Annotated in this window: 24 protein-coding genes; 11 read left to right on the forward strand and 13 right to left on the reverse strand. The window is 46.2% G+C overall.

Features of this window, described 5'->3' with window-relative positions; genetic code table 11:
• Window positions 1-25 precede the first annotated feature (25 nt).
• Window positions 26-784, reverse strand: coding sequence for an aminoglycoside phosphotransferase family protein (locus N179_RS05060; protein ID WP_075642399.1), 759 nt, complete (start codon window positions 782-784; stop codon window positions 26-28).
• Window positions 781-1,206 carry an Lrp/AsnC family transcriptional regulator gene (locus N179_RS05065; protein ID WP_075642400.1) on the reverse strand — a complete coding sequence of 142 codons (426 nt, stop codon included), beginning with the start codon at window positions 1,204-1,206 and terminating at the stop codon, window positions 781-783. Before N179_RS05065 ends, N179_RS05060 begins: the two co-directional genes overlap by 4 nt.
• Before the next feature lie 136 nt (window positions 1,207-1,342).
• Here N179_RS05065 and N179_RS05070 point away from each other — a divergent pair, with 136 nt between their 5' ends.
• A complete protein-coding gene (locus N179_RS05070) occupies window positions 1,343-1,501 on the forward strand; it encodes a DUF1272 domain-containing protein (protein ID WP_075642401.1) in 159 nt (52 codons plus the stop codon).
• A 35-nt stretch (window positions 1,502-1,536) separates the two neighbouring features.
• Here the strand turns inward: N179_RS05070 and N179_RS05075 are convergent, their stop codons facing one another.
• Window positions 1,537-2,001: a DUF4188 domain-containing protein gene (locus N179_RS05075; RefSeq protein ID WP_075642402.1), complete on the reverse strand. Its 465-nt coding sequence runs from the start codon at window positions 1,999-2,001 to the stop codon at window positions 1,537-1,539.
• Between the two features lies 1 nt (window position 2,002).
• Entirely contained in the window at window positions 2,003-2,539 is a 537-nt protein-coding gene (locus N179_RS05080; protein WP_075642403.1) for a PadR family transcriptional regulator, read from the reverse strand.
• A 147-nt stretch (window positions 2,540-2,686) separates the two neighbouring features.
• Between N179_RS05080 and N179_RS05085 the strand changes: the two genes are divergently transcribed.
• Window positions 2,687-2,959: a hypothetical protein gene (locus N179_RS05085; RefSeq protein ID WP_075642404.1), complete on the forward strand. Its 273-nt coding sequence runs from the start codon at window positions 2,687-2,689 to the stop codon at window positions 2,957-2,959.
• Window positions 2,960-2,964: 5 nt separating this feature from the next.
• Here N179_RS05085 and N179_RS05090 read toward each other — a convergent pair whose 3' ends face one another.
• Both N179_RS05090 and N179_RS05095 read right to left on the reverse strand, forming a co-directional pair.
• Complete coding sequence (locus N179_RS05090) at window positions 2,965-3,522, reverse strand: histidine phosphatase family protein (RefSeq protein WP_075642405.1); 558 nt, start codon at window positions 3,520-3,522, stop codon at window positions 2,965-2,967.
• Window positions 3,519-4,181: a Type 1 glutamine amidotransferase-like domain-containing protein gene (locus tag N179_RS05095; protein WP_075642406.1), complete on the reverse strand. Its 663-nt coding sequence runs from the start codon at window positions 4,179-4,181 to the stop codon at window positions 3,519-3,521. The genes N179_RS05090 and N179_RS05095 overlap by 4 nt, the downstream gene beginning before the upstream one ends.
• 162 nt (window positions 4,182-4,343) lie before the next feature.
• Here N179_RS05095 and N179_RS05100 point away from each other — a divergent pair, with 162 nt between their 5' ends.
• The 7 genes from N179_RS05100 to N179_RS05130 all read left to right on the forward strand — a co-directional run bounded on the left by N179_RS05100 (window position 4,344) and on the right by N179_RS05130 (window position 9,595).
• The gene (locus N179_RS05100) at window positions 4,344-5,051 is read left to right on the forward strand and encodes a hypothetical protein (RefSeq protein ID WP_075642407.1); all 708 of its coding nucleotides are present in this window, start codon (window positions 4,344-4,346) and stop codon (window positions 5,049-5,051) included.
• Between the two features lie 10 nt (window positions 5,052-5,061).
• Entirely contained in the window at window positions 5,062-5,766 is a 705-nt protein-coding gene (locus N179_RS05105) for an AAA family ATPase (RefSeq protein WP_075642408.1), read from the forward strand.
• Between the two features lie 105 nt (window positions 5,767-5,871).
• Complete coding sequence (locus N179_RS05110) at window positions 5,872-6,195, forward strand: hypothetical protein (protein WP_075642409.1); 324 nt, start codon at window positions 5,872-5,874, stop codon at window positions 6,193-6,195.
• A gap of 55 nt (window positions 6,196-6,250) precedes the next feature.
• Window positions 6,251-7,501, forward strand: a complete 1,251-nt coding sequence (locus N179_RS05115) for a type 2 periplasmic-binding domain-containing protein (protein WP_075642410.1) — start codon at window positions 6,251-6,253, stop codon at window positions 7,499-7,501.
• A gap of 17 nt (window positions 7,502-7,518) precedes the next feature.
• The gene (locus N179_RS05120) at window positions 7,519-8,517 is read left to right on the forward strand and encodes a carbohydrate ABC transporter permease (RefSeq protein ID WP_075642411.1); all 999 of its coding nucleotides are present in this window, start codon (window positions 7,519-7,521) and stop codon (window positions 8,515-8,517) included.
• On the forward strand, window positions 8,514-9,344 hold the full coding sequence (locus tag N179_RS05125; RefSeq protein ID WP_058704674.1) for a carbohydrate ABC transporter permease: 831 nt from the start codon (window positions 8,514-8,516) through the stop codon (window positions 9,342-9,344). Before N179_RS05120 ends, N179_RS05125 begins: the two co-directional genes overlap by 4 nt.
• 23 nt (window positions 9,345-9,367) lie before the next feature.
• Window positions 9,368-9,595: a helix-turn-helix domain-containing protein gene (locus N179_RS05130; protein ID WP_075642412.1), complete on the forward strand. Its 228-nt coding sequence runs from the start codon at window positions 9,368-9,370 to the stop codon at window positions 9,593-9,595.
• Here N179_RS05130 and N179_RS05135 read toward each other — a convergent pair.
• From N179_RS05135 to N179_RS05145, 3 genes are all read right to left on the reverse strand, one after another.
• A complete protein-coding gene (locus N179_RS05135) occupies window positions 9,570-9,980 on the reverse strand; it encodes an SRPBCC family protein (protein WP_075642413.1) in 411 nt (136 codons plus the stop codon). The genes N179_RS05130 and N179_RS05135 overlap by 26 nt on opposite strands.
• 86 nt (window positions 9,981-10,066) lie before the next feature.
• A complete protein-coding gene (locus N179_RS05140; protein WP_075642414.1) occupies window positions 10,067-10,285 on the reverse strand; it encodes a hypothetical protein in 219 nt (72 codons plus the stop codon).
• A gap of 2 nt (window positions 10,286-10,287) precedes the next feature.
• Window positions 10,288-11,568 (reverse strand): right-handed parallel beta-helix repeat-containing protein, encoded by a 1,281-nt coding sequence (locus N179_RS05145; protein ID WP_075642415.1) that lies wholly within the window; start codon window positions 11,566-11,568, stop codon window positions 10,288-10,290.
• Window positions 11,569-11,685: 117 nt separating this feature from the next.
• On the opposite strand from N179_RS05145, the gene N179_RS05150 reads away from it, so the two are divergent.
• Complete coding sequence (locus N179_RS05150) at window positions 11,686-12,264, forward strand: hypothetical protein (protein ID WP_035397151.1); 579 nt, start codon at window positions 11,686-11,688, stop codon at window positions 12,262-12,264.
• 36 nt (window positions 12,265-12,300) lie between these two features.
• On the opposite strand, the gene N179_RS05155 is transcribed toward N179_RS05150, so the two are convergent.
• Window positions 12,301-12,915 carry a histidine phosphatase family protein gene (locus tag N179_RS05155; protein ID WP_075642416.1) on the reverse strand — a complete coding sequence of 205 codons (615 nt, stop codon included), beginning with the start codon at window positions 12,913-12,915 and terminating at the stop codon, window positions 12,301-12,303.
• 144 nt (window positions 12,916-13,059) lie between these two features.
• Between N179_RS05155 and N179_RS05160 the strand changes: the two genes are divergently transcribed.
• A complete protein-coding gene (locus N179_RS05160) occupies window positions 13,060-13,935 on the forward strand; it encodes an alpha/beta hydrolase (RefSeq protein WP_075642417.1) in 876 nt (291 codons plus the stop codon).
• A gap of 274 nt (window positions 13,936-14,209) precedes the next feature.
• Here N179_RS05160 and N179_RS05165 read toward each other — a convergent pair whose 3' ends face one another.
• Genes N179_RS05165 through N179_RS05175 form a run of 3 tightly spaced genes read right to left on the reverse strand, consistent with a single transcriptional unit; the run spans window position 14,210 to window position 16,423 of the window.
• Window positions 14,210-14,896 (reverse strand): hypothetical protein, encoded by a 687-nt coding sequence (locus N179_RS05165; RefSeq protein WP_075642418.1) that lies wholly within the window; start codon window positions 14,894-14,896, stop codon window positions 14,210-14,212.
• Window positions 14,897-14,916: 20 nt separating this feature from the next.
• Complete coding sequence (locus N179_RS05170; RefSeq protein ID WP_244150212.1) at window positions 14,917-15,447, reverse strand: nucleotidyltransferase family protein; 531 nt, start codon at window positions 15,445-15,447, stop codon at window positions 14,917-14,919.
• Window positions 15,440-16,423: a quinone oxidoreductase family protein gene (locus tag N179_RS05175; RefSeq protein WP_075642419.1), complete on the reverse strand. Its 984-nt coding sequence runs from the start codon at window positions 16,421-16,423 to the stop codon at window positions 15,440-15,442. The genes N179_RS05170 and N179_RS05175 overlap by 8 nt, the downstream gene beginning before the upstream one ends.
• Between the last annotated feature and the right edge of the window lie 114 nt (window positions 16,424-16,537).

Genomic DNA, 16,537 nt, shown 5'->3' on the forward strand with positions numbered 1-16,537 from the left:
CTTTTTTCTCCTTTGTAGCGACTTTTTAGAAAAAGGTATATAGACCATGTTCATAATAATCAAATTCTCGTTTAGTCAGTCGCTCAAGACGGTAGCCTTCATAAAAGGCATCGAGTGCTACCGGATCATTGATGATTGGACTGATGGCGAGAGCGATATCATACCGCCGATCGCCCGGTCTCATCGCTCCGACATCTATGAACGACAGCTTTCCGTCCGTCGCGACCAACAGATTGTCTGTCGTACAGTCGCCATGAATCCAACTGGCAGTTATCGGCTCCGGACAGGAGGACTTTAGTTGTTTCAGTAAATCCATCGTGCCGGACGTCCAAACAGATGTGACATAACGTTCCGCTGTCACAAGTCGTTCCGTTAACCATTCCTGTGACGTTCCCCCTGTCGTGCGTTGATGAAACTGGAAAAGATACGTTCCGAACGCTTGCCACAGCTGGATCCGTTGCTCGCTTGTCGCCTGTCTTAAAGCTGTCGTCAACGTTATCCCGTCTCGCCACTGCATCAAGAGATGGCTTTGCTGTTCCGTCTTTAAAAAGCCGACGTACTCAGGTAGGAACCCCGGTTCTCGTTGCATCCATTCTTCTAAGACGACTGCTTCTTCTGCGAGCCATTCCTGGTACCTCGCTTTCGTAGCAGTCTTGAGTAAGTATTTTCCTGTTTTCGTTTCAACCCGGTAGACCGTCGCTGTTCCCCCTTGCTCACCGAGTTGTTCGATGTACTCGATATCCCCCGTCAGTTGTTCGATCCGTACACGGGTTGCTTCCGTCATACCGTATATCCCGTGAACGGCACTGGCGTCGACAGTCGAATCCAGGTCGACGGTTTTCCGTAGACCGATGCGTCATCAAGAAAACGTTCCAGTGTTGTAACGGACGCCGTTTGCAACTTGACCATGAAGTTATAGCTACCGGTCAGGCGATGACACTCGACGACTTCTGGATGTCCTTTACAAAATTCAATCAAGCCTGCGCAGCGTGTCTCTTCGAACATGACGATCGCGAGTAACCCTTGCGCGAGTGCTTCCGGATTTATGACAGCGCGGAATCCTTCGATGATCCCTGAGTCCTCCATTTTTCGGACCCGTTCGATGACGGCAGGTGCCGATAATCCGATCTGTCGTCCGAGTTCCGACCATGGAATCCGGGCATCGTCTTGCAGAATCCGGATAATCTGTTGATCAATTTGGTCCATTTTTCATCTCCCTTTCGAATTAAAACCACTTTCTTCAAATTAACACGGAATCAAAGGAAAATATAGCCTTTTCCTATGTTCTCCTACTGTGCTCCTCAAGATGCTTTTCTTATACTAATTACAGGAGGTGATACATATGGAATCAACCTGTGTCCGGTGCCAAGAAACGATTGAAACGACAGTCTATCAGTGCTCTCACGCTTGTACATTTTGCGAACCGTGTACGAAAACGCTCGATCATATTTGCCAAAATTGCGGGGAGATGCTTGAACCCGTCACGCCAGTCGCGACATAAAAAGACGGATGCCTCGGCACCCGTCTTTTGTCTATTTAGATCGTCTCTTGTGATTGTCGCTCGGCTAAGCGCTCTTTTGCTTTTTCTTGATGCGGCTTAATCGCCGACTCCCCGAGTGCTTTCGCTAGACCTCGGGTTGGAAGATTGACATACATCGACTCATAATTGCTGACTTCGAACGTTTCATGAAAGATCCCGACCGCTTCTGATGTCCGTGCCTTCTGATTGAATCGTTTCCACGCCGTCAAATGACGGGAACCATGGGCATATGCCATCAATTCTTCCGTCGAACGCCAATATTGAATCAACGTCACGGAACGCCAACCGACAAGTGACTCATGCGAAATCAGACCGACATCGTTTGCATAACACTCTTGTAGCATCGGTCCCATCGCCTGGACCGTCGGCAACCATTGCCGGACGGAACGCAGACGATTGATCCGTAAACCGATGATGAACACGACGACGTCTTTGTTCGGAGTCGCAATGATCCGTTTCATGTCAATTTCCTCCTTCAAGGGTCTCAAGGGAAGCGTCACACCAATCGAGTAACGCACGTGTCTTCCGAATGCCATAATCAAGCGTCAATAACCAATAGACGGCATCATTCGAGTCCGGATAAGAACGAATCATCGCATCGATCGCTTGATACGTCTCAAGTCGTTCTTCGAGCAATCGCGCGTGCTCCTGAATTTTCTGCAAGGTGACCTCTTTTGAAGCATGTCGAGCGAAGTACAGCTTCAACAACAGGTCGTTCCGTTGCACTGGCAGTTCGACGGACGGTTCAGCGACCCACCTCTCGAGCTCTGCATGCCCGTTTTCCGTCAGGGCGAATTGTTTCCGTTCCCCATCCGTGACCTCTTCAACGATCAAACCTTCCGCCTCTAACCGTTTCAGCGTCGGATAGACTTGTCCGAAGCTGATTTTCCAAAAGTGATTCAAGCTCGTATCGATCGTGTGTTTCATCTCATAACCAGACGTACATCCGCTTGCAAGAAGTCCGAGAATCGCATAACGGGTCATGTTTTCTTTTGGCATCGGTCCCTCCTATATCTAAAAGATAGTATCTTTTAGATATAGTTCCCGTTCATTCAAATGCCAAACAGAAAATTTACTGGATGAAGCAGGAATTCTCATTTTAAATCCGAATTCTTGTTCACATACTTAATTAAAAGGAGTTCTCACATGACATATGCTAAAACTTCTCTCTTCTTTAGTTTGCTCGGTCTGCTCATCGCCTCTATGATTTTCCCGCCGCTCAACTGGTCGTTCGGACCAAACTCGATGCTTACGATACCGATCGGACTTGTCATTTATCTGTTTGGAATCGGACTCGGGATCGTCGCCATCAAACGACGCGAACCGGGAATTCTCAAATACGTTAGTCTCGCATGTGCCGTTCCACTTGGTGTGTTACTACTGCTCTTTCTCGGTTTCATCTTGAGCGGGCAGATTTAATCATTTTACAAGAGTTGTTCATGAGACGTTTTCCCGCCTGCATCGAACGTCAGCTGATGGATTGCTGGACTCCCCATCGCGCCCAGCCACTCATTTGCCGGTCGTCCAGTGTAGTGTTCGAGCACTAACGCCAACACGAGACCATGCGTCGCGACGACCAATCGGTGGTGCGGGTGGGTTTTACGTAGCTGATCGATGGCTACTAGAGCACGATTGCGTGCTATTTGATTCGACTCACCACCACTTTGCGCGTAATCATCATTTTGGAATGATCGCTTCAACAGTTCTTCTAGCCGTTTAGGTGATAAACGTTCGTCTGTTTCCTGAAAACACCGTTCTTGAAACGTTGCCTCGTAGATTCGCAAACCTCGTTGCTCAGCAAGTGGGCGAACGGAGTCCATCGCTCGTCGCATTGGACTCGAGTAGATGGCGTCAATCGGTATCTCTTTAAAGAACGCCACGAGTTCCTGTGCTTGTTCTTGACCTGCATCCGTTAATCCCCGCCCTCGATCACTGCCTGTTTTAATCGATTCGCAATGGCGAATGAAATAAATCGTACTCATCGCAACTGGACCCACTTTCCTTCAGAAATCACGTCTACGTTCGAACCGATGACACGGATCGCTGTCGCGTCGTCGATCGCGTAAGCTGGATTCGTCAATGTCTCAGCCCATGATTCGGCAGCTTGTAAGTGATTGTCTGGTAACTGCGGATGATCGAGATGCGGGAAGATTGAAAAATCAGCGAGACCTAATGTTGCGTCCGATTGCTCCGGCGTCTTTTTCCATTCAACAAAATCCGTTCCGATTCGTGGCGTAAGCACCATGCTACCGGCGCTCATCCCGACATAAACACCGGTCAGTTGCGGTAATAGTCGATCGAAGCCCGATTTGACGAACCAGTGATGTAAAAAGAGTGGATCACCACCATTGACGAGGATGACATCTGCTTGTTCGACCGCTGGTTGCCAAATTGCTGGATCAATTATCGAGACCGCTGATAATTCCAACAGACCGACTGACTTCCATCCTAAATCGACCATCGGTGCCTCATCTTTTCCTTGAATGAAGTTGACAGCGAGGTCCGTTCCTCTGCCTAATGCGTAGGAAGCTGTCGTAATCGCGATGGCATGGCATTCCTCAATCGGTTTTCTGAGCATCTCGCGTAACGCTTTGTGAATCGATGGATTCTGTATCCCACCGGACGTTAATAAATAGTCCATCATTGTACCTCCTGTCCTTTGCTTCAGTTTACAATATTTGTGCGTTTCTGGTATCCTTACTTTTATTAACAAATCATTTTATCAAGAACTTTTCTCCAATTTCTATCGTATAAATACATACAGGATCATATTTTGATCAATTTTAGCGAACGGGAGGCACATATGTATTCGATTCCTAGCTATTTCACACTCTACTTAAAAATCATGCTAACCGATAAGATTCCGGTCTTTTGGTCGTTGATTTTCCCGTTGATTCTCGCCTTTGTCTTCGGGTCACGCCTCGACTTCACCGAGAACAGTTTCCTCTCATTCCTCGCGCTCTTTTGGGGCTATATCTTACTTTCGATTTACGTGAATGGCATCGGACTCCAACTTGCCCGGATGCGGGAGCATGGTTTGATGAAGACGTATATCATGATTTCCGGTAGTAAGATTGGTTGTATTCTCGCACTCGTACTCGTTCAGCTCGTGTTTGCAGCCGTTAGTTTGACGGTCTTTACGACGATCTTGATGCTTGTATTCGGCTTCTTCTCACCTTTGACGTTGTTACTCGCTTATCTCGTCTTGTTGCTCAGTATCCCGCTTGCTTTTGCAAGTATCGCCTTGACGATGCTTCCGGCAAAGATTTCGAGCATGTCGACATTAATCAACATCGTCATGTATCCGCTGTTCTTGTTCGCGAATAGCCAACTGGATCGCTGGTACAGTTACTTGAATCCTTTTTATGTCATGAAAACACTTGGTCTCGCCGTCTCTGAGCACGTAACGGGAGCATCGTTACTTATCTTGACCGTCGTACTCGTCGTTTATCTGTTACTTGGTCTACTCTCTGTCAAACGCTTTAATCTCATGTCATTGCTGACCCGATAGGAGGATTCAGATGCACGTCCAACACATACGCTTTAACTATCCGAAATCACCTGACCTGTTACACGATGTCTCCTTTTCACTCATTCCCGGAAAATTGAACGTCTTGATTGGGATGAACGGTGCCGGGAAAACAACACTGTTTGATTGCATGACTGGTGCTTTACCGATCACGTCCGGAGAACTGGAATTACCCGATATTTCGGACATTCTCTATTTGACGCAATTCATCTATTACTCGGATGAATTAAAGGGCAAGGATGTCGCCGTCTTCGTCGGTCGGCTCGCCCGTTTGAGAGCATATCGCAAGCAAGAGACGTATACGCGTCATCTGAAACAGCCACGTGAACTCGATTTATTCGCTCATCTTTGGGAGATGAAAATCGGTAAGATGTCCGCTGGCGAAAAGAAATGGTTGTTCGTCACCCTGTTGACGACAGTACCACGTTCGCTCTACATCTTTGATGAACCAACGAGCGGGGTCGACCCGGCAACACGGCTTCATATCATGCGACGCTTCGAGCAGATGACAGCAAACGGTCAAACGTGCCTCTTCTCGACCCATCAATTACACGATCTATTGCATACCGACGCCCATGTCATCTTCCTTCATCAAGGTCGTATTTTGTACGAAGGCGACTTCAAGGATTGGTTGAACCGATTCGAGACGACCGATCCGGACGTCGCATTCGTCCAGATGCTCGAACTAGCAGGGTAATGCAAACCACCTCTCTTTTGGAGGTGGTTTTTTTGTAATATTTGAAATATAGGTTTTCGTTAAACATGTATAGGATATACATAGTTAAAGGAGGTGTGGGGTTTTATGAAGTTTTTTAGTGGTGCCCACTTTGTCAATCTTGTCGAGCACCATTTCTCAGCAGAGAATTTCGGAATGGAAATTGATTACATCACTGCCAATTCCGCTAAACTGACGCTTACTTTTAAAGAGACGGTAACTCCGATGAACAGTGCGTCGGTCAATCAGGTTGGAGAAATTCATTATCAACTCCATTTACCAACACTCGAAAAACGTATATTGATTCATGGTCCTTACATTCGGACTTACCAGCTATTTCTTGGACCAGGTGAGTCCATGCAGGAGTTCACGGAACTTCTGCATGACATCGCGCAACACCATCGATATTAGTTAAAAACATGTATTAATTATGTTTGTTTTTATTATGTAAAAGGAGTGATTAAACATGCGTACTCATAAGATATTTCCGCTTCTTTTATTAACCGGTTTACTGTTACCGCTTACCGGATGTGGTGACGGTAAGAATGCAGATGGCAAGATTGAGATTAAATTTATCAATGGATTCACAGGTGGCGATGGTCAATATATGACGAAAATCGTCAAAGGATTCAATGCAAGTCAGAAAAAGTATAAATTGGTCCAATCGCAAGAGAAAGACCATTATACAAAATTCAAATCAGGAAAATATGATTTAGTTGTCATTCATGAAGCAAGTTTACGAACGTATCAGTCTGATCAAATGATTCAACCCGTTACCGATTATATGAAACAAGCAAAGATTAAAGAGGATGACTTCTTAACATCTGGAGTGGACTCTGCCAAAGTCGGCAATAAAATGTACGCCCTTCCGTTAGACATTCATCCACTCACGATGTTTTATAACAAAAATTTAGTTAAATCTATGCCTAAAACATATGCTGATCTCGCACAATTGAATGAACAACTTCAAAAGAAAGATGATCATCTTTACGCGTTCGGTCTTCCATCAAGTGGACTGACACCATTCTATCTAACTGTCGCGGCTGCACAAAATGACATTCAACTCGAACGTGATGGCTACCTTGATTTTGCGCAACCTGCCTATGCAGATGCGTTGATGAAATATCATGATATGGTATTCGTCGATCAAATTTCACCAAAAAAATTAGGTCTAGATGGTGAATTCCAATCTTTCATGAAAACAGCATCGAATAACGCCAATCAGACCGCCGTATCATTTACGGGTCCTTGGTATTATTCGGCAGTCAAGGATAAATACAAAGATCAATTAGGCATTGGACCAATGCCCCTCTTATTCAAATCAAAAGCTACGACAGGGAATGCCCATACGATCGCCGTCAGTTCTTCTGTTCAGGATCAAGAGGTCAAGAAAGGAATCTCTTCTTTCTTCAATTATCTCTACACTCCAAAACACTTAGCCAATTGGGCAGAATCGGGACAAACCCCTTCTCATAAAGAGACGTTAAAATTAATTTCTGAAGATCCATCTCGTTATGCTTTGGCTGCTGAAAATCAAAAGCAGTTAAAGGATTATGTTCGTGCACCCCGAGTCTATCAATTTGATGAACAAATGCGGTATATGAACGAAGTCGTTTTCGCAAAATTAACGAGTGATCGTAATCTGACTAAAGATGCATTGATGACAGAACTGAAAAAAGCGACTCAACATGCTCAAGAGATTGCTCAATCAAAATAAGCTAAAGGAGGAGACCGATGTATTTGACACGACGTTCACGTTGGTTCGGATTGCTATTTTTACTTCCATTCCTCATCTGTTTCGTTTTATTTTGGTTACTTCCGTTAGTTTATGGCATCTGGATGAGTCTACACGATTTCAGACTGTCTTTTGGAGAAAATGGTTTCGTCGGTCTCTCGAACTATCGTGATTTACTTTTTAATGAAACCGTACATCAACGTCTCTTTTTAGCAACATTAACGAACACATTATGGTTCATGTTGTACAGCGTACCGTTACTTGTTATCTGTAGTTTATTGCTTGCGTTATTAATCCGTCATCTTCCACGACGATTTAAAACATTCTTTCGAACGATTTTTTTCATGTCCTACTCAATCTCGGTGACAGCAGTCTCTGCCATTTATCTTTGGTTGTTTGCAACGAATGGTGGATTCATCAATCGATTGTTACTTGATCTCCACTTCATCAACTCACCAGTCAACTGGACGAGTGATCAACCGTTTGCTTGGGTCGTCATCGTCATTGCGACCGTATGGTGGACGGTCGGATTCAACATGTTACTCTTCTTAAATGCACTGGAAGAAGTGGATAACACATTATACGAAGCAGCTAGCTTAGACGGCGCGTCTCCCTGGCAGCAGTTTTTAAGGATTACGTTACCGACGATTCGACCGATTACCTTTTTTGTCCTCATTACAACGTTAATCGCTTCTTTTAATTTGTATGGACAGACACTATTGATTACCCGAGGAGGACCAGAGCAATCGACGACCTCTTTAATCATGGGAATCAATACGACTGTATTCGGTCAGAATCAGTTAGGAATGGGAGCAGCGATGGCATTACTAATGGGATTCATTATGATGATCATCACCGGTATGCAGTTCTTTGTATCCTATATGGCAACCAAAAAGGAACCCGTCTTAGCGAAATCCGTTACCCAAAAGAAGACAACATCTTCAGCCACAGACATTACCCTCAAGAGCGATGCTGAAAAGGAGCGGAAGATCACATGAGACACAAAAAAACGACGACGATCTTGTTGTTGATCGTAGCCAGCTTATTATCGATCATTTTTTTACTTCCGCTTGTCTGGATGATATTAACATCTTTTAAAACGTTAAGTGATTCGCTGGAAAGCGCCAGTCTACTACCGAAATCTTGGACGCTTGAAAATTATCGTCTCATCTTAAATGCTAGTAGCGAGTCTCCCTTAATTCGATGGTTGTTAAACACGACAATCGTTACTGTCCTAGGAACATTACTTGTTTTATTTGTCGACGTTTTAGCTGCATACGCTCTAGCACGCCTTCAGATCCCAGGTCGTAAAATCATTCTTGCCATCGTTGTCATCGCTTTGACGATTCCAGGCATCGTGACATTGTTTCCAGCATTTTATCTCTTTAGAGAAGCAGAATTACTTGATTCCTATGTTCCTCTCATCGTGCCCTATGCTGCAGGAACACTGGGTGTTTTTTTGATTTACAACTTTCTACGGACATTTCCGAAAGATTTAGAAGAAGCCGCTTATCTCGATGGAGCGAATCAATGGCAGGTATTGACGAAGGTCATTCTACCTACCTTGCGCCCTATCATCACGACGCTTGGAATCGTCACTTTCCTTGCGATCTATAATGATTTTCTGTGGCCATCGCTTGTAACGAATGAAGCAGAAATGAAAACGATGACACTTGGCATCGCTACACTCGTCCAAGGATCAAACTTTGTCAATCCAGCAGCCATGATGGCTTCAACTGTCATCGCAACCTTGCCCGCGCTATTACTCTTCATCTGGGCAAATCGTTATTTCGTCAAGGGAATCACCCATTCCGGTCTAAAATGACCTTAAAGAGGAGTTGCTACATCATGCGAGCATTACGACATGTAAACATGGAACAACGCATGAATGCCGTCCTCGATTGTTTGGCAGCTGCAAAAGACTACCAACGTATCGCCGGACGGCATGATGTATCGTATCAACAATTGTACAACTGGGTTCAGCGCTATGAAAGCGGGGGTATTCCTGCCCTGACCGATCGCCGTGGTCGCAAATTACGAAGCGAACGACTTACTTCGACTCAGCATACGCCTTAAAACGATCAAGGATCGCCTGCCAACCCGCTTGTTGCATTTCAGGCGGGTTGTTTGTTTCGGCATCAAACGATTCGACGACTTCGGTCTGTTCCCCGTTCCGAGAGAAATCGATCGTCACCTGACGACCATCCTCGAGGACATACGCAATGCGTTCGTAAGGAACGATTGTCTCGTATGTACCCGTGAAATCAAACCCCATGCTACCGTCTTTTGCTTCCATTCGATTCGTAAATTGACCACCAATCCTCAAATCATTCGTTGACGCCGTCGTATGCCAATCGTCAGACGCTGCGTTCCAGCGTTTGATGTCTTCCGGTGCGTTCCAGATCTCCCACACGGTCTCGACCGGACGATCAATCACGGCTTGAATCGTTAGTTTCGTCATCTTTCTTCCTCCTTACTAATTGAAGTTCCCTCCCTATTTCGAGGACGATTAAATGAATTCCTTGTTATTATCGATTAATTCAAGTGTTATTTTGAACGCTTTGTTTTCCATACCATGAACATTAGAATTGCTGGAACGAGACAGATGATTGCATCGGTAACGGTCGGCAGTCGTAACGCCGGACTTGTTAAAAAGCGAACGCCTTCCACTGTCCAAATCGTTAATATACAGGCGGTCAGCGCTGCAAGCCGCCAGCGTCTCGGAATCCGGATCCAGTAAGCGAGGAGTCGCTCCGATAAATACATTCTCATTCCACCTTTCGAACGGCTTTCAAGAAGCTTTGTTCCGTTTTATAGGAGGCGTCGCGCCACATGAAACGTTTCGTATGCTTGAACGTATTTTTTTCAAACTGGTTGCCAGAACTCGTCTTGAAGTAGTGAGCGACACTTAACGAACCGTCGAATGTGTTCCCGATGATTTTGTTGTCATGGACATCATGCTGGACGAGCAATTGACCACCCTCGAGCCCTTTCGTATCATTCCCGATCAGCTGATTTTGCTCGATCCGGACACGTTTTGTACCGCCCCGCTTTGTATCATACCCACCGATCGCAATTCCGGTGTAGACGTTTTGCCGTACATCATTCTGACGGACGATGACATCTTCTGCGTACCGCCCGGCATGTTCACTCGTCACTTCAATCCCGATATCACTCGCTTCGACGAGATTCTTCTCGATCGTCAAATTCTTCCCACCATCGACATAGATACCGGCCGCATTGTATTCCTTCCCGTAAGCAGGATTGCCGTAGCTCGACGTCTGGTAGACATGATTTTCCGACACGACGCCCTCACGGACGTAGTCGTCTTTTTTCGACTGGGCAATCCCTTCGTGTCCAATCAAATCAATGCCGATGTTGTCGTTATCCCGTACGATGTTCTTCGACACACGGAAATGTTTGACGTTTCCGTTTAAGACGAGGGCTTCGCTGAAACCGAGACGATTTTGCTCGACTCGGTTGCCGGAAATCGTCAGGTGACGAATCGCTCCCGTTCCGTAGACGGCGATTCCGTGTGCATTCCCGTCTTTCGCGAGCGTCTTGATGTGGCGGACCGTATTGTTCTTCAACGTGATGTGTGATCCTGATCCTGTAATCAAAATACCGATCGGTGTCGCGTCCGTTCGTTTCGACTGAACGGCTTCGATCGTCAGACCTTGAATTGTTACGTATTTCCGATCCTTGATCTGGATGATTGGTAAGGTGGCGTCCCGATCTTTGATGTTTTTCCCGCTTAACGTGACCTGCTCGTCTTGATAGTTTCGGAAGGAGATCGGGCGTTCTCTCGTTCCGCTCTGTCTAACGTTCAGTGCCTCGTGATACGTTCCCTTTCGCAAGTAGACCGTCGTACCCGCAGTCGCTTTTAGTGTCGCTTGCCGGATTGTTTTAAACGGGTGCTTCAACGTGCCCGTATTTTTATCACTGCCGTTCGGTGCGACGTATAACGATTTTGCCGTCGATTCGGCCTCTTCACCCGTCGAGGCACAACCGACGAGCAGGACGGTTGCTAATAACCATTTGCCTTTCATGATTTCCTCCTTTATTTAGCGAGAACATTGTTGGTATAATCTAGGTATCATTTCTAATTTTTTGAATATTTTAATTTTATCCCGATTCACTATGACTATGGAAAAGAGGAACACGTCATGAAATATGCGCTCTTATTCACCCTTCCCTTCTTGCTTGCTGGTTGCACAACGGAAGCAACCGTCCTTCCAAAAGAAACCGTCAAGATCAAGAAGTCTTCCTTTTCGATCACACCTTCTACCGCGAAGGACGAGTCGCAGCAACAGCAGACATTTTTCTTAACTGGTACACTCGATCGCCCCCTCCAGCTCAAAGCGATTCAATTTGACGATACAGAACCACCAGAGGTGCTGATCGACAAATCGATTCCTGCCGGTACATATGATCGTACGCCGTTCCAGTTGACGTATGATTTGAACCTACTCAACGATTCGCATGCCTTCACCTATTCGCTTGATGCGAAGAATGGTATTCCTGAGACGAAAACGGCCTATACCTTACCTCAAAACGTCCAGACTGACAGCGGTCAATTCAATGATCAAAAACAGACGAATGCTTCGTTCTATCCCTTACTCCTCAAACGCTATACGACAGGAGAATCGATCATCGGTCGCTCAATCGACACGATATCCTCTCCTCACCTAAAGGTCAGAAAACAAGAAGGCGCGATTTTGATCTATTTGGCGAAATCACGATAAGGAGAACGGTGGACCGAGAAAAAGTCCGCCGTTTTTTTAGTCCGCTATGACATGCGACATGTCAGCTTCTAATCGAATCACGGCTTCCCCATCCCTGTATTCGACGATCGTCAAACTCGTTCCATGAATGAACGGCGGATCCCATAAGGTCGCGAACGGCTTACGTTGAAGATATGTCAGCAAGATGTTAAGGAGGATGCCGTGGGTGACGATTAAGATGTTTTCGTCTTCTTCATGATCTGCCAGTCGTTCCAAAAACGATAGAATACGCTCCCGGACCGCGTCAAAGGATTCTCCACTCTCCGGTATGTACGTATGCGGCGTTTGCCAAAATGCAGCATGAGCAAGCGGGTGCGCGACTTCAATTTCCGCCGCCGTCCGCCCTTCCCAGGCCCCCATGTGCATTTCACGCAATCGATCGTCGATGGTGACCGGAATCGCTGGATCGAGATCCATCATTCGAACTGTTTCTCGGACGCGACCAATCGGACTGATATAGAGATGATCCAGATGAATTTCACGTAAGCGGTGACCAAGGTCCCGCGCATTCTGTCTGCCCTTTGCTGTCAGAGGAGAGTCTTCCCAGCCTTGCATTCGTTTTTCTAAGTTCCATTCCGTCTCGCCATGACGCGTAATGTAAAGTGTTGGCATCTGTTCCATCCTTTCGATTTCTAGTTTCTTTCAAAAGTGTATCAAACTCTGGCTGCTTTTTCCTGCAACTAGAGAAAACGAATCCAGAAGAGCAATTCACCAATCCGTTCGGTATGATGAAGATAGACCTAAAGGAGGAATTCGATGAAGCGCCAAGAGATGATTGACCTTGCCAAACAAATCCGCTCGGATGAGGAACGTCCTCAAGTCACACCTCCTCATCCACCGCAAGCGACAACGACTACGCTACACGTGCCGACTTCAGTCGGAGATGTCCGAGTGTTGTGCCACTCACCGATTGATGCAGTAGAACCATTATCTGGATTCATCAGTTTCCATGGTGGTGGTTTCATCACCGGAACACCAGAGATGGATGAACCATGGAATCTGTTTCTCGCCGAGACCGCCAACTGTCATGTTCTCAATGTCGCGTATCCGTTAGCGCCGGAGCATCCATTTCCTGTTCCGGTTCACGTCGCCTATGAAGTCGTTCAGTGGATTTTCCAACATGCTGATACGCTACGCCTCGATGCTTCACGCATCGCAATCGGAGGGCATAGTGCCGGTGGCAATCTCGCGACTGCCGTATCGTTATGGAACGCTGATCAGACAGATCCTGTGCCGCTCATCGCTCAAATTCTAGACTACCCTCCGCTTGATCTCGCGACGGATCCCGCGGATAAACCATTCTTTGAGGAAGCGATCCCCGCTGAACAGGCACGGCAGTTCAATGCGATGTACATCGCTCGTGCGGAAGACGCGTATCATCACCTCGCTTCGCCACTCTATGCGGCTCAACTCGATGCGTTACCACAGACTCTCGTCCTGACAGCGGAGCACGACTCGCTGGCGCAGGAGGCCCGGCAGTATGCGAATCGCCTTCAGGCGGCAGGTGTCGTTGTTGAGCACCAGGAATTCGCTGGTCAAGCTCATGCCTTTACACACCACGGTGACTTAGACGTAGCGTTTCAGGCTTGGCACCGTATCGCGGATTACCTCAAGTCCGTCTATCGTTCGTAAGTATAAGAGGCTGACTCAAAAATCCGTTTCCATAAAGGTAAGGGTGGCAGAATGATGATCTGCCACCCTTACCTCGTAACAAAAAGAATGACGCGTTTCACGCAACTCCTACAGGAAAATGCGCCTCTTTGCGCTGTCAGAGACAAATAAGATCTGCTTTCTTGCTTGAATAAGGCAGAAAAGCTCCTTGTGTCTCGCCTGAGGGAAGGGCGTGAACAGACGCGTCGTTCTTTTTTGGAGTCAGCCTCTTTGTCTATTCAGTCTGCTTAATTGTTTACTCAGTGAGAAGCGAGTCAATCGGACTTTCTGGTGATCGCTGAATCAACCGCATGGTTGTCTCTTCCGGTCGATCACTGACGATCCACATCACGTCTGTTCCGTTTTGGTAGGCAAGATTGAGCTGTTTCCCTTGCTTTTGAACGTGTACCTTCAGTCCGTTGATGGTACGTACCCGTTTTCCAAATCGTGCCGGAATCTGCTCACTTTTCAGTCGTGTCTCCATTACCGTATAATGACGATTCGTTACAAGTTGCGTCGTCATTCTTTTCTTGTTTCCTTCCCACGCTAGACTCCCTTCGATCGACTCGCCTTTCGTGGATTGATCTCGAATGAGATCCATCGAACTGCGTAACATCCAGTTCGACTTCTTTTCATAAATCATCAGCGAATCGTATCGTCCATCGATTACGCTTGCTAGCAGTAAATTATAGTCACCGAATCGCGCATCCACTCGGAAATCGTCTTGCTTTAACGTATAGGTGGACTTGTCACTCAAGTCATATTTAAACTGATGTTCGGCCGTCTCTACAGCAGTCGGATAAGAGCCACTGTCGAACAAACTCGTACCATCAACGTGAATCTTTTCTTTCACCTCGACATTATTTTCCGGTGCGCACCCGCTGAGAAAAAGGAGTCCTAACATGAAAAGAGTGATCTGTTTTTTAGGTTTGATTCGTTTCATCGTTTAAGCTCCCTCTTATTTCATGTACATATATGTAGACCTGGGTCGTCTTGCCATCCTTTTTCGATCACACGTCGCTGAAAAAACGAATGACGCGCGGTACCGATTTGAAAAAGTGGCGTCGGTCGAATGATGCGATCAGCGAAATCGTTCGCACCATAAGGAAGATACAATTCGAAGTCTGGTCGTTTCGTCACTCCGATCGACGTGACGGTCTCGGGGAACTGTAAAATCGCATCCTTCGCGGACTTATATGGTGGTAATCCATTGATCAGATGCATGCGCGCTTGATTTTTAACGGACCACGGTATATCCGATAAGCGTCTTAGCTGCCCTTCATGACGCTTTTCCGTTACCTCCGAAAGATCGATAGGATCGAAATAAACGATATCGATATCCGGTCGTTCATATCGATTCTCCTCCCATACGATAGAGCGGACATATCCCGCGCACATCCACCAATCAGGTAATTCTAATGTTGCCACTAGCGTTAACATCTCTTGTAACTCAAGATCGTCTCGTAGTCGTTGATTAATCTCTTCTTCACTCAATCTCGTCTCCTCCGATTCGTAGGACGATTTTTCCTTGATACTGTCGAGATTCCATCAACCGATGCGCTTTTTGCACTTCCTCTAATGGGAACTCATGAATCATTGGCATCTTCAATTTATTTTCTTCAAACAACGTCAAGACATAGGACGCAGCAGTTCGAATACGTTCTGGATCCAGTTGACGTGTCGTGCCAAGACTAAATCCACGAATCGTCCGGCAACTCGCATGAACGTCTGTCGTCGAGAGTTCACCCGCTTCTCCACTACTATTACCGAATTGTACGAGTGTTCCGTAATACGCGAGACAGTCAAGACTTTTTCGTGTCACGTAACCCGCGACAGAGTCAAAGATAACATCTGCTCCCTTATCAACCGTCAATTCCTTCACTTTTTCAGAAAAATCATTATATGTAAAGACATTCTGAATACCAAGTGCATGAACATAAGGTATTTTATCAGCATGTCCAACAGTAGCAATCAATCGTGTCATTCCTTTTAATCGCGCCAATTGAATCAACATCGATCCGACACCTCCAGCGGCACTGTGGATGACGATTGTATCCTTCAGTTTCACTTGTGCGATCTGCGTCAACAATATCTCGCTTAAAATCGAAGTCAACATTCCTGCAGCAGCATCACGTAATGAAATCGTTTCAGGTAAACTGTAAACTAACCGTTCGTCGGCACGGACTACTTCCTTATATGATCCATCTAATACAAATGCCATGACTCGATCCCCTACTTTGATCGAGGAAGATGGATCCGCATCGACGACGATACCTGACACATCCACTCCGAGAACAAATGGAAAGGTTCCAGTCGCCTTGCCACCACGTCGTTGTTTGATATCCGTGAAATTGACTCCGGTCCATACCGCACGAATTAAGACTTCTCCAGATTGTCGAATCGGCATCACGACATCATCCATCTGTAGCACGTTTACATCACCGTATTGTTTTTGAATGACTGCTCTCATAATTCTTCCCCTTTCACTTCACTAAGGTTATTTTACCTTATTTTATCAATCGGGTAACCGTTTCCTTATTTTTACACTATTTTCTCCATTTAGCTTGTTTCCATTCCTTGTAAA

The sequence above is a fragment of the Exiguobacterium indicum HHS 31 genome (assembly GCF_001939065.1).
Lineage (GTDB): Bacteria > Bacillota > Bacilli > Exiguobacteriales > Exiguobacteriaceae > Exiguobacterium_A > Exiguobacterium_A indicum.

What these genes read in the sequence shown, in the direction of transcription:
- N179_RS05060 (WP_075642399.1), bottom strand. Translation starts at nt 784, where the DNA reads ATGACGGAAGCAACCCGTGTACGGATCGAACAACTGACGGGGGATATC.
- N179_RS05065 (WP_075642400.1), bottom strand. Translation starts at nt 1,206, where the DNA reads ATGGACCAAATTGATCAACAGATTATCCGGATTCTGCAAGACGATGCC.
- N179_RS05070 (WP_075642401.1), top strand. Translation starts at nt 1,343, where the DNA reads ATGGAATCAACCTGTGTCCGGTGCCAAGAAACGATTGAAACGACAGTC.
- N179_RS05075 (WP_075642402.1), bottom strand. Translation starts at nt 2,001, where the DNA reads ATGAAACGGATCATTGCGACTCCGAACAAAGACGTCGTCGTGTTCATC.
- N179_RS05080 (WP_075642403.1), bottom strand. Translation starts at nt 2,539, where the DNA reads ATGCCAAAAGAAAACATGACCCGTTATGCGATTCTCGGACTTCTTGCA.
- N179_RS05085 (WP_075642404.1), top strand. Translation starts at nt 2,687, where the DNA reads ATGACATATGCTAAAACTTCTCTCTTCTTTAGTTTGCTCGGTCTGCTC.
- N179_RS05090 (WP_075642405.1), bottom strand. Translation starts at nt 3,522, where the DNA reads ATGAGTACGATTTATTTCATTCGCCATTGCGAATCGATTAAAACAGGC.
- N179_RS05095 (WP_075642406.1), bottom strand. Translation starts at nt 4,181, where the DNA reads ATGGACTATTTATTAACGTCCGGTGGGATACAGAATCCATCGATTCAC.
- N179_RS05100 (WP_075642407.1), top strand. Translation starts at nt 4,344, where the DNA reads ATGTATTCGATTCCTAGCTATTTCACACTCTACTTAAAAATCATGCTA.
- N179_RS05105 (WP_075642408.1), top strand. Translation starts at nt 5,062, where the DNA reads ATGCACGTCCAACACATACGCTTTAACTATCCGAAATCACCTGACCTG.
- N179_RS05110 (WP_075642409.1), top strand. Translation starts at nt 5,872, where the DNA reads ATGAAGTTTTTTAGTGGTGCCCACTTTGTCAATCTTGTCGAGCACCAT.
- N179_RS05115 (WP_075642410.1), top strand. Translation starts at nt 6,251, where the DNA reads ATGCGTACTCATAAGATATTTCCGCTTCTTTTATTAACCGGTTTACTG.
- N179_RS05120 (WP_075642411.1), top strand. Translation starts at nt 7,519, where the DNA reads ATGTATTTGACACGACGTTCACGTTGGTTCGGATTGCTATTTTTACTT.
- N179_RS05125 (WP_058704674.1), top strand. Translation starts at nt 8,514, where the DNA reads ATGAGACACAAAAAAACGACGACGATCTTGTTGTTGATCGTAGCCAGC.
- N179_RS05130 (WP_075642412.1), top strand. Translation starts at nt 9,368, where the DNA reads ATGCGAGCATTACGACATGTAAACATGGAACAACGCATGAATGCCGTC.
- N179_RS05135 (WP_075642413.1), bottom strand. Translation starts at nt 9,980, where the DNA reads ATGACGAAACTAACGATTCAAGCCGTGATTGATCGTCCGGTCGAGACC.
- N179_RS05140 (WP_075642414.1), bottom strand. Translation starts at nt 10,285, where the DNA reads ATGTATTTATCGGAGCGACTCCTCGCTTACTGGATCCGGATTCCGAGA.
- N179_RS05145 (WP_075642415.1), bottom strand. Translation starts at nt 11,568, where the DNA reads ATGAAAGGCAAATGGTTATTAGCAACCGTCCTGCTCGTCGGTTGTGCC.
- N179_RS05150 (WP_035397151.1), top strand. Translation starts at nt 11,686, where the DNA reads ATGAAATATGCGCTCTTATTCACCCTTCCCTTCTTGCTTGCTGGTTGC.
- N179_RS05155 (WP_075642416.1), bottom strand. Translation starts at nt 12,915, where the DNA reads ATGCCAACACTTTACATTACGCGTCATGGCGAGACGGAATGGAACTTA.
- N179_RS05160 (WP_075642417.1), top strand. Translation starts at nt 13,060, where the DNA reads ATGAAGCGCCAAGAGATGATTGACCTTGCCAAACAAATCCGCTCGGAT.
- N179_RS05165 (WP_075642418.1), bottom strand. Translation starts at nt 14,896, where the DNA reads ATGAAACGAATCAAACCTAAAAAACAGATCACTCTTTTCATGTTAGGA.
- N179_RS05175 (WP_075642419.1), bottom strand. Translation starts at nt 16,423, where the DNA reads ATGAGAGCAGTCATTCAAAAACAATACGGTGATGTAAACGTGCTACAG.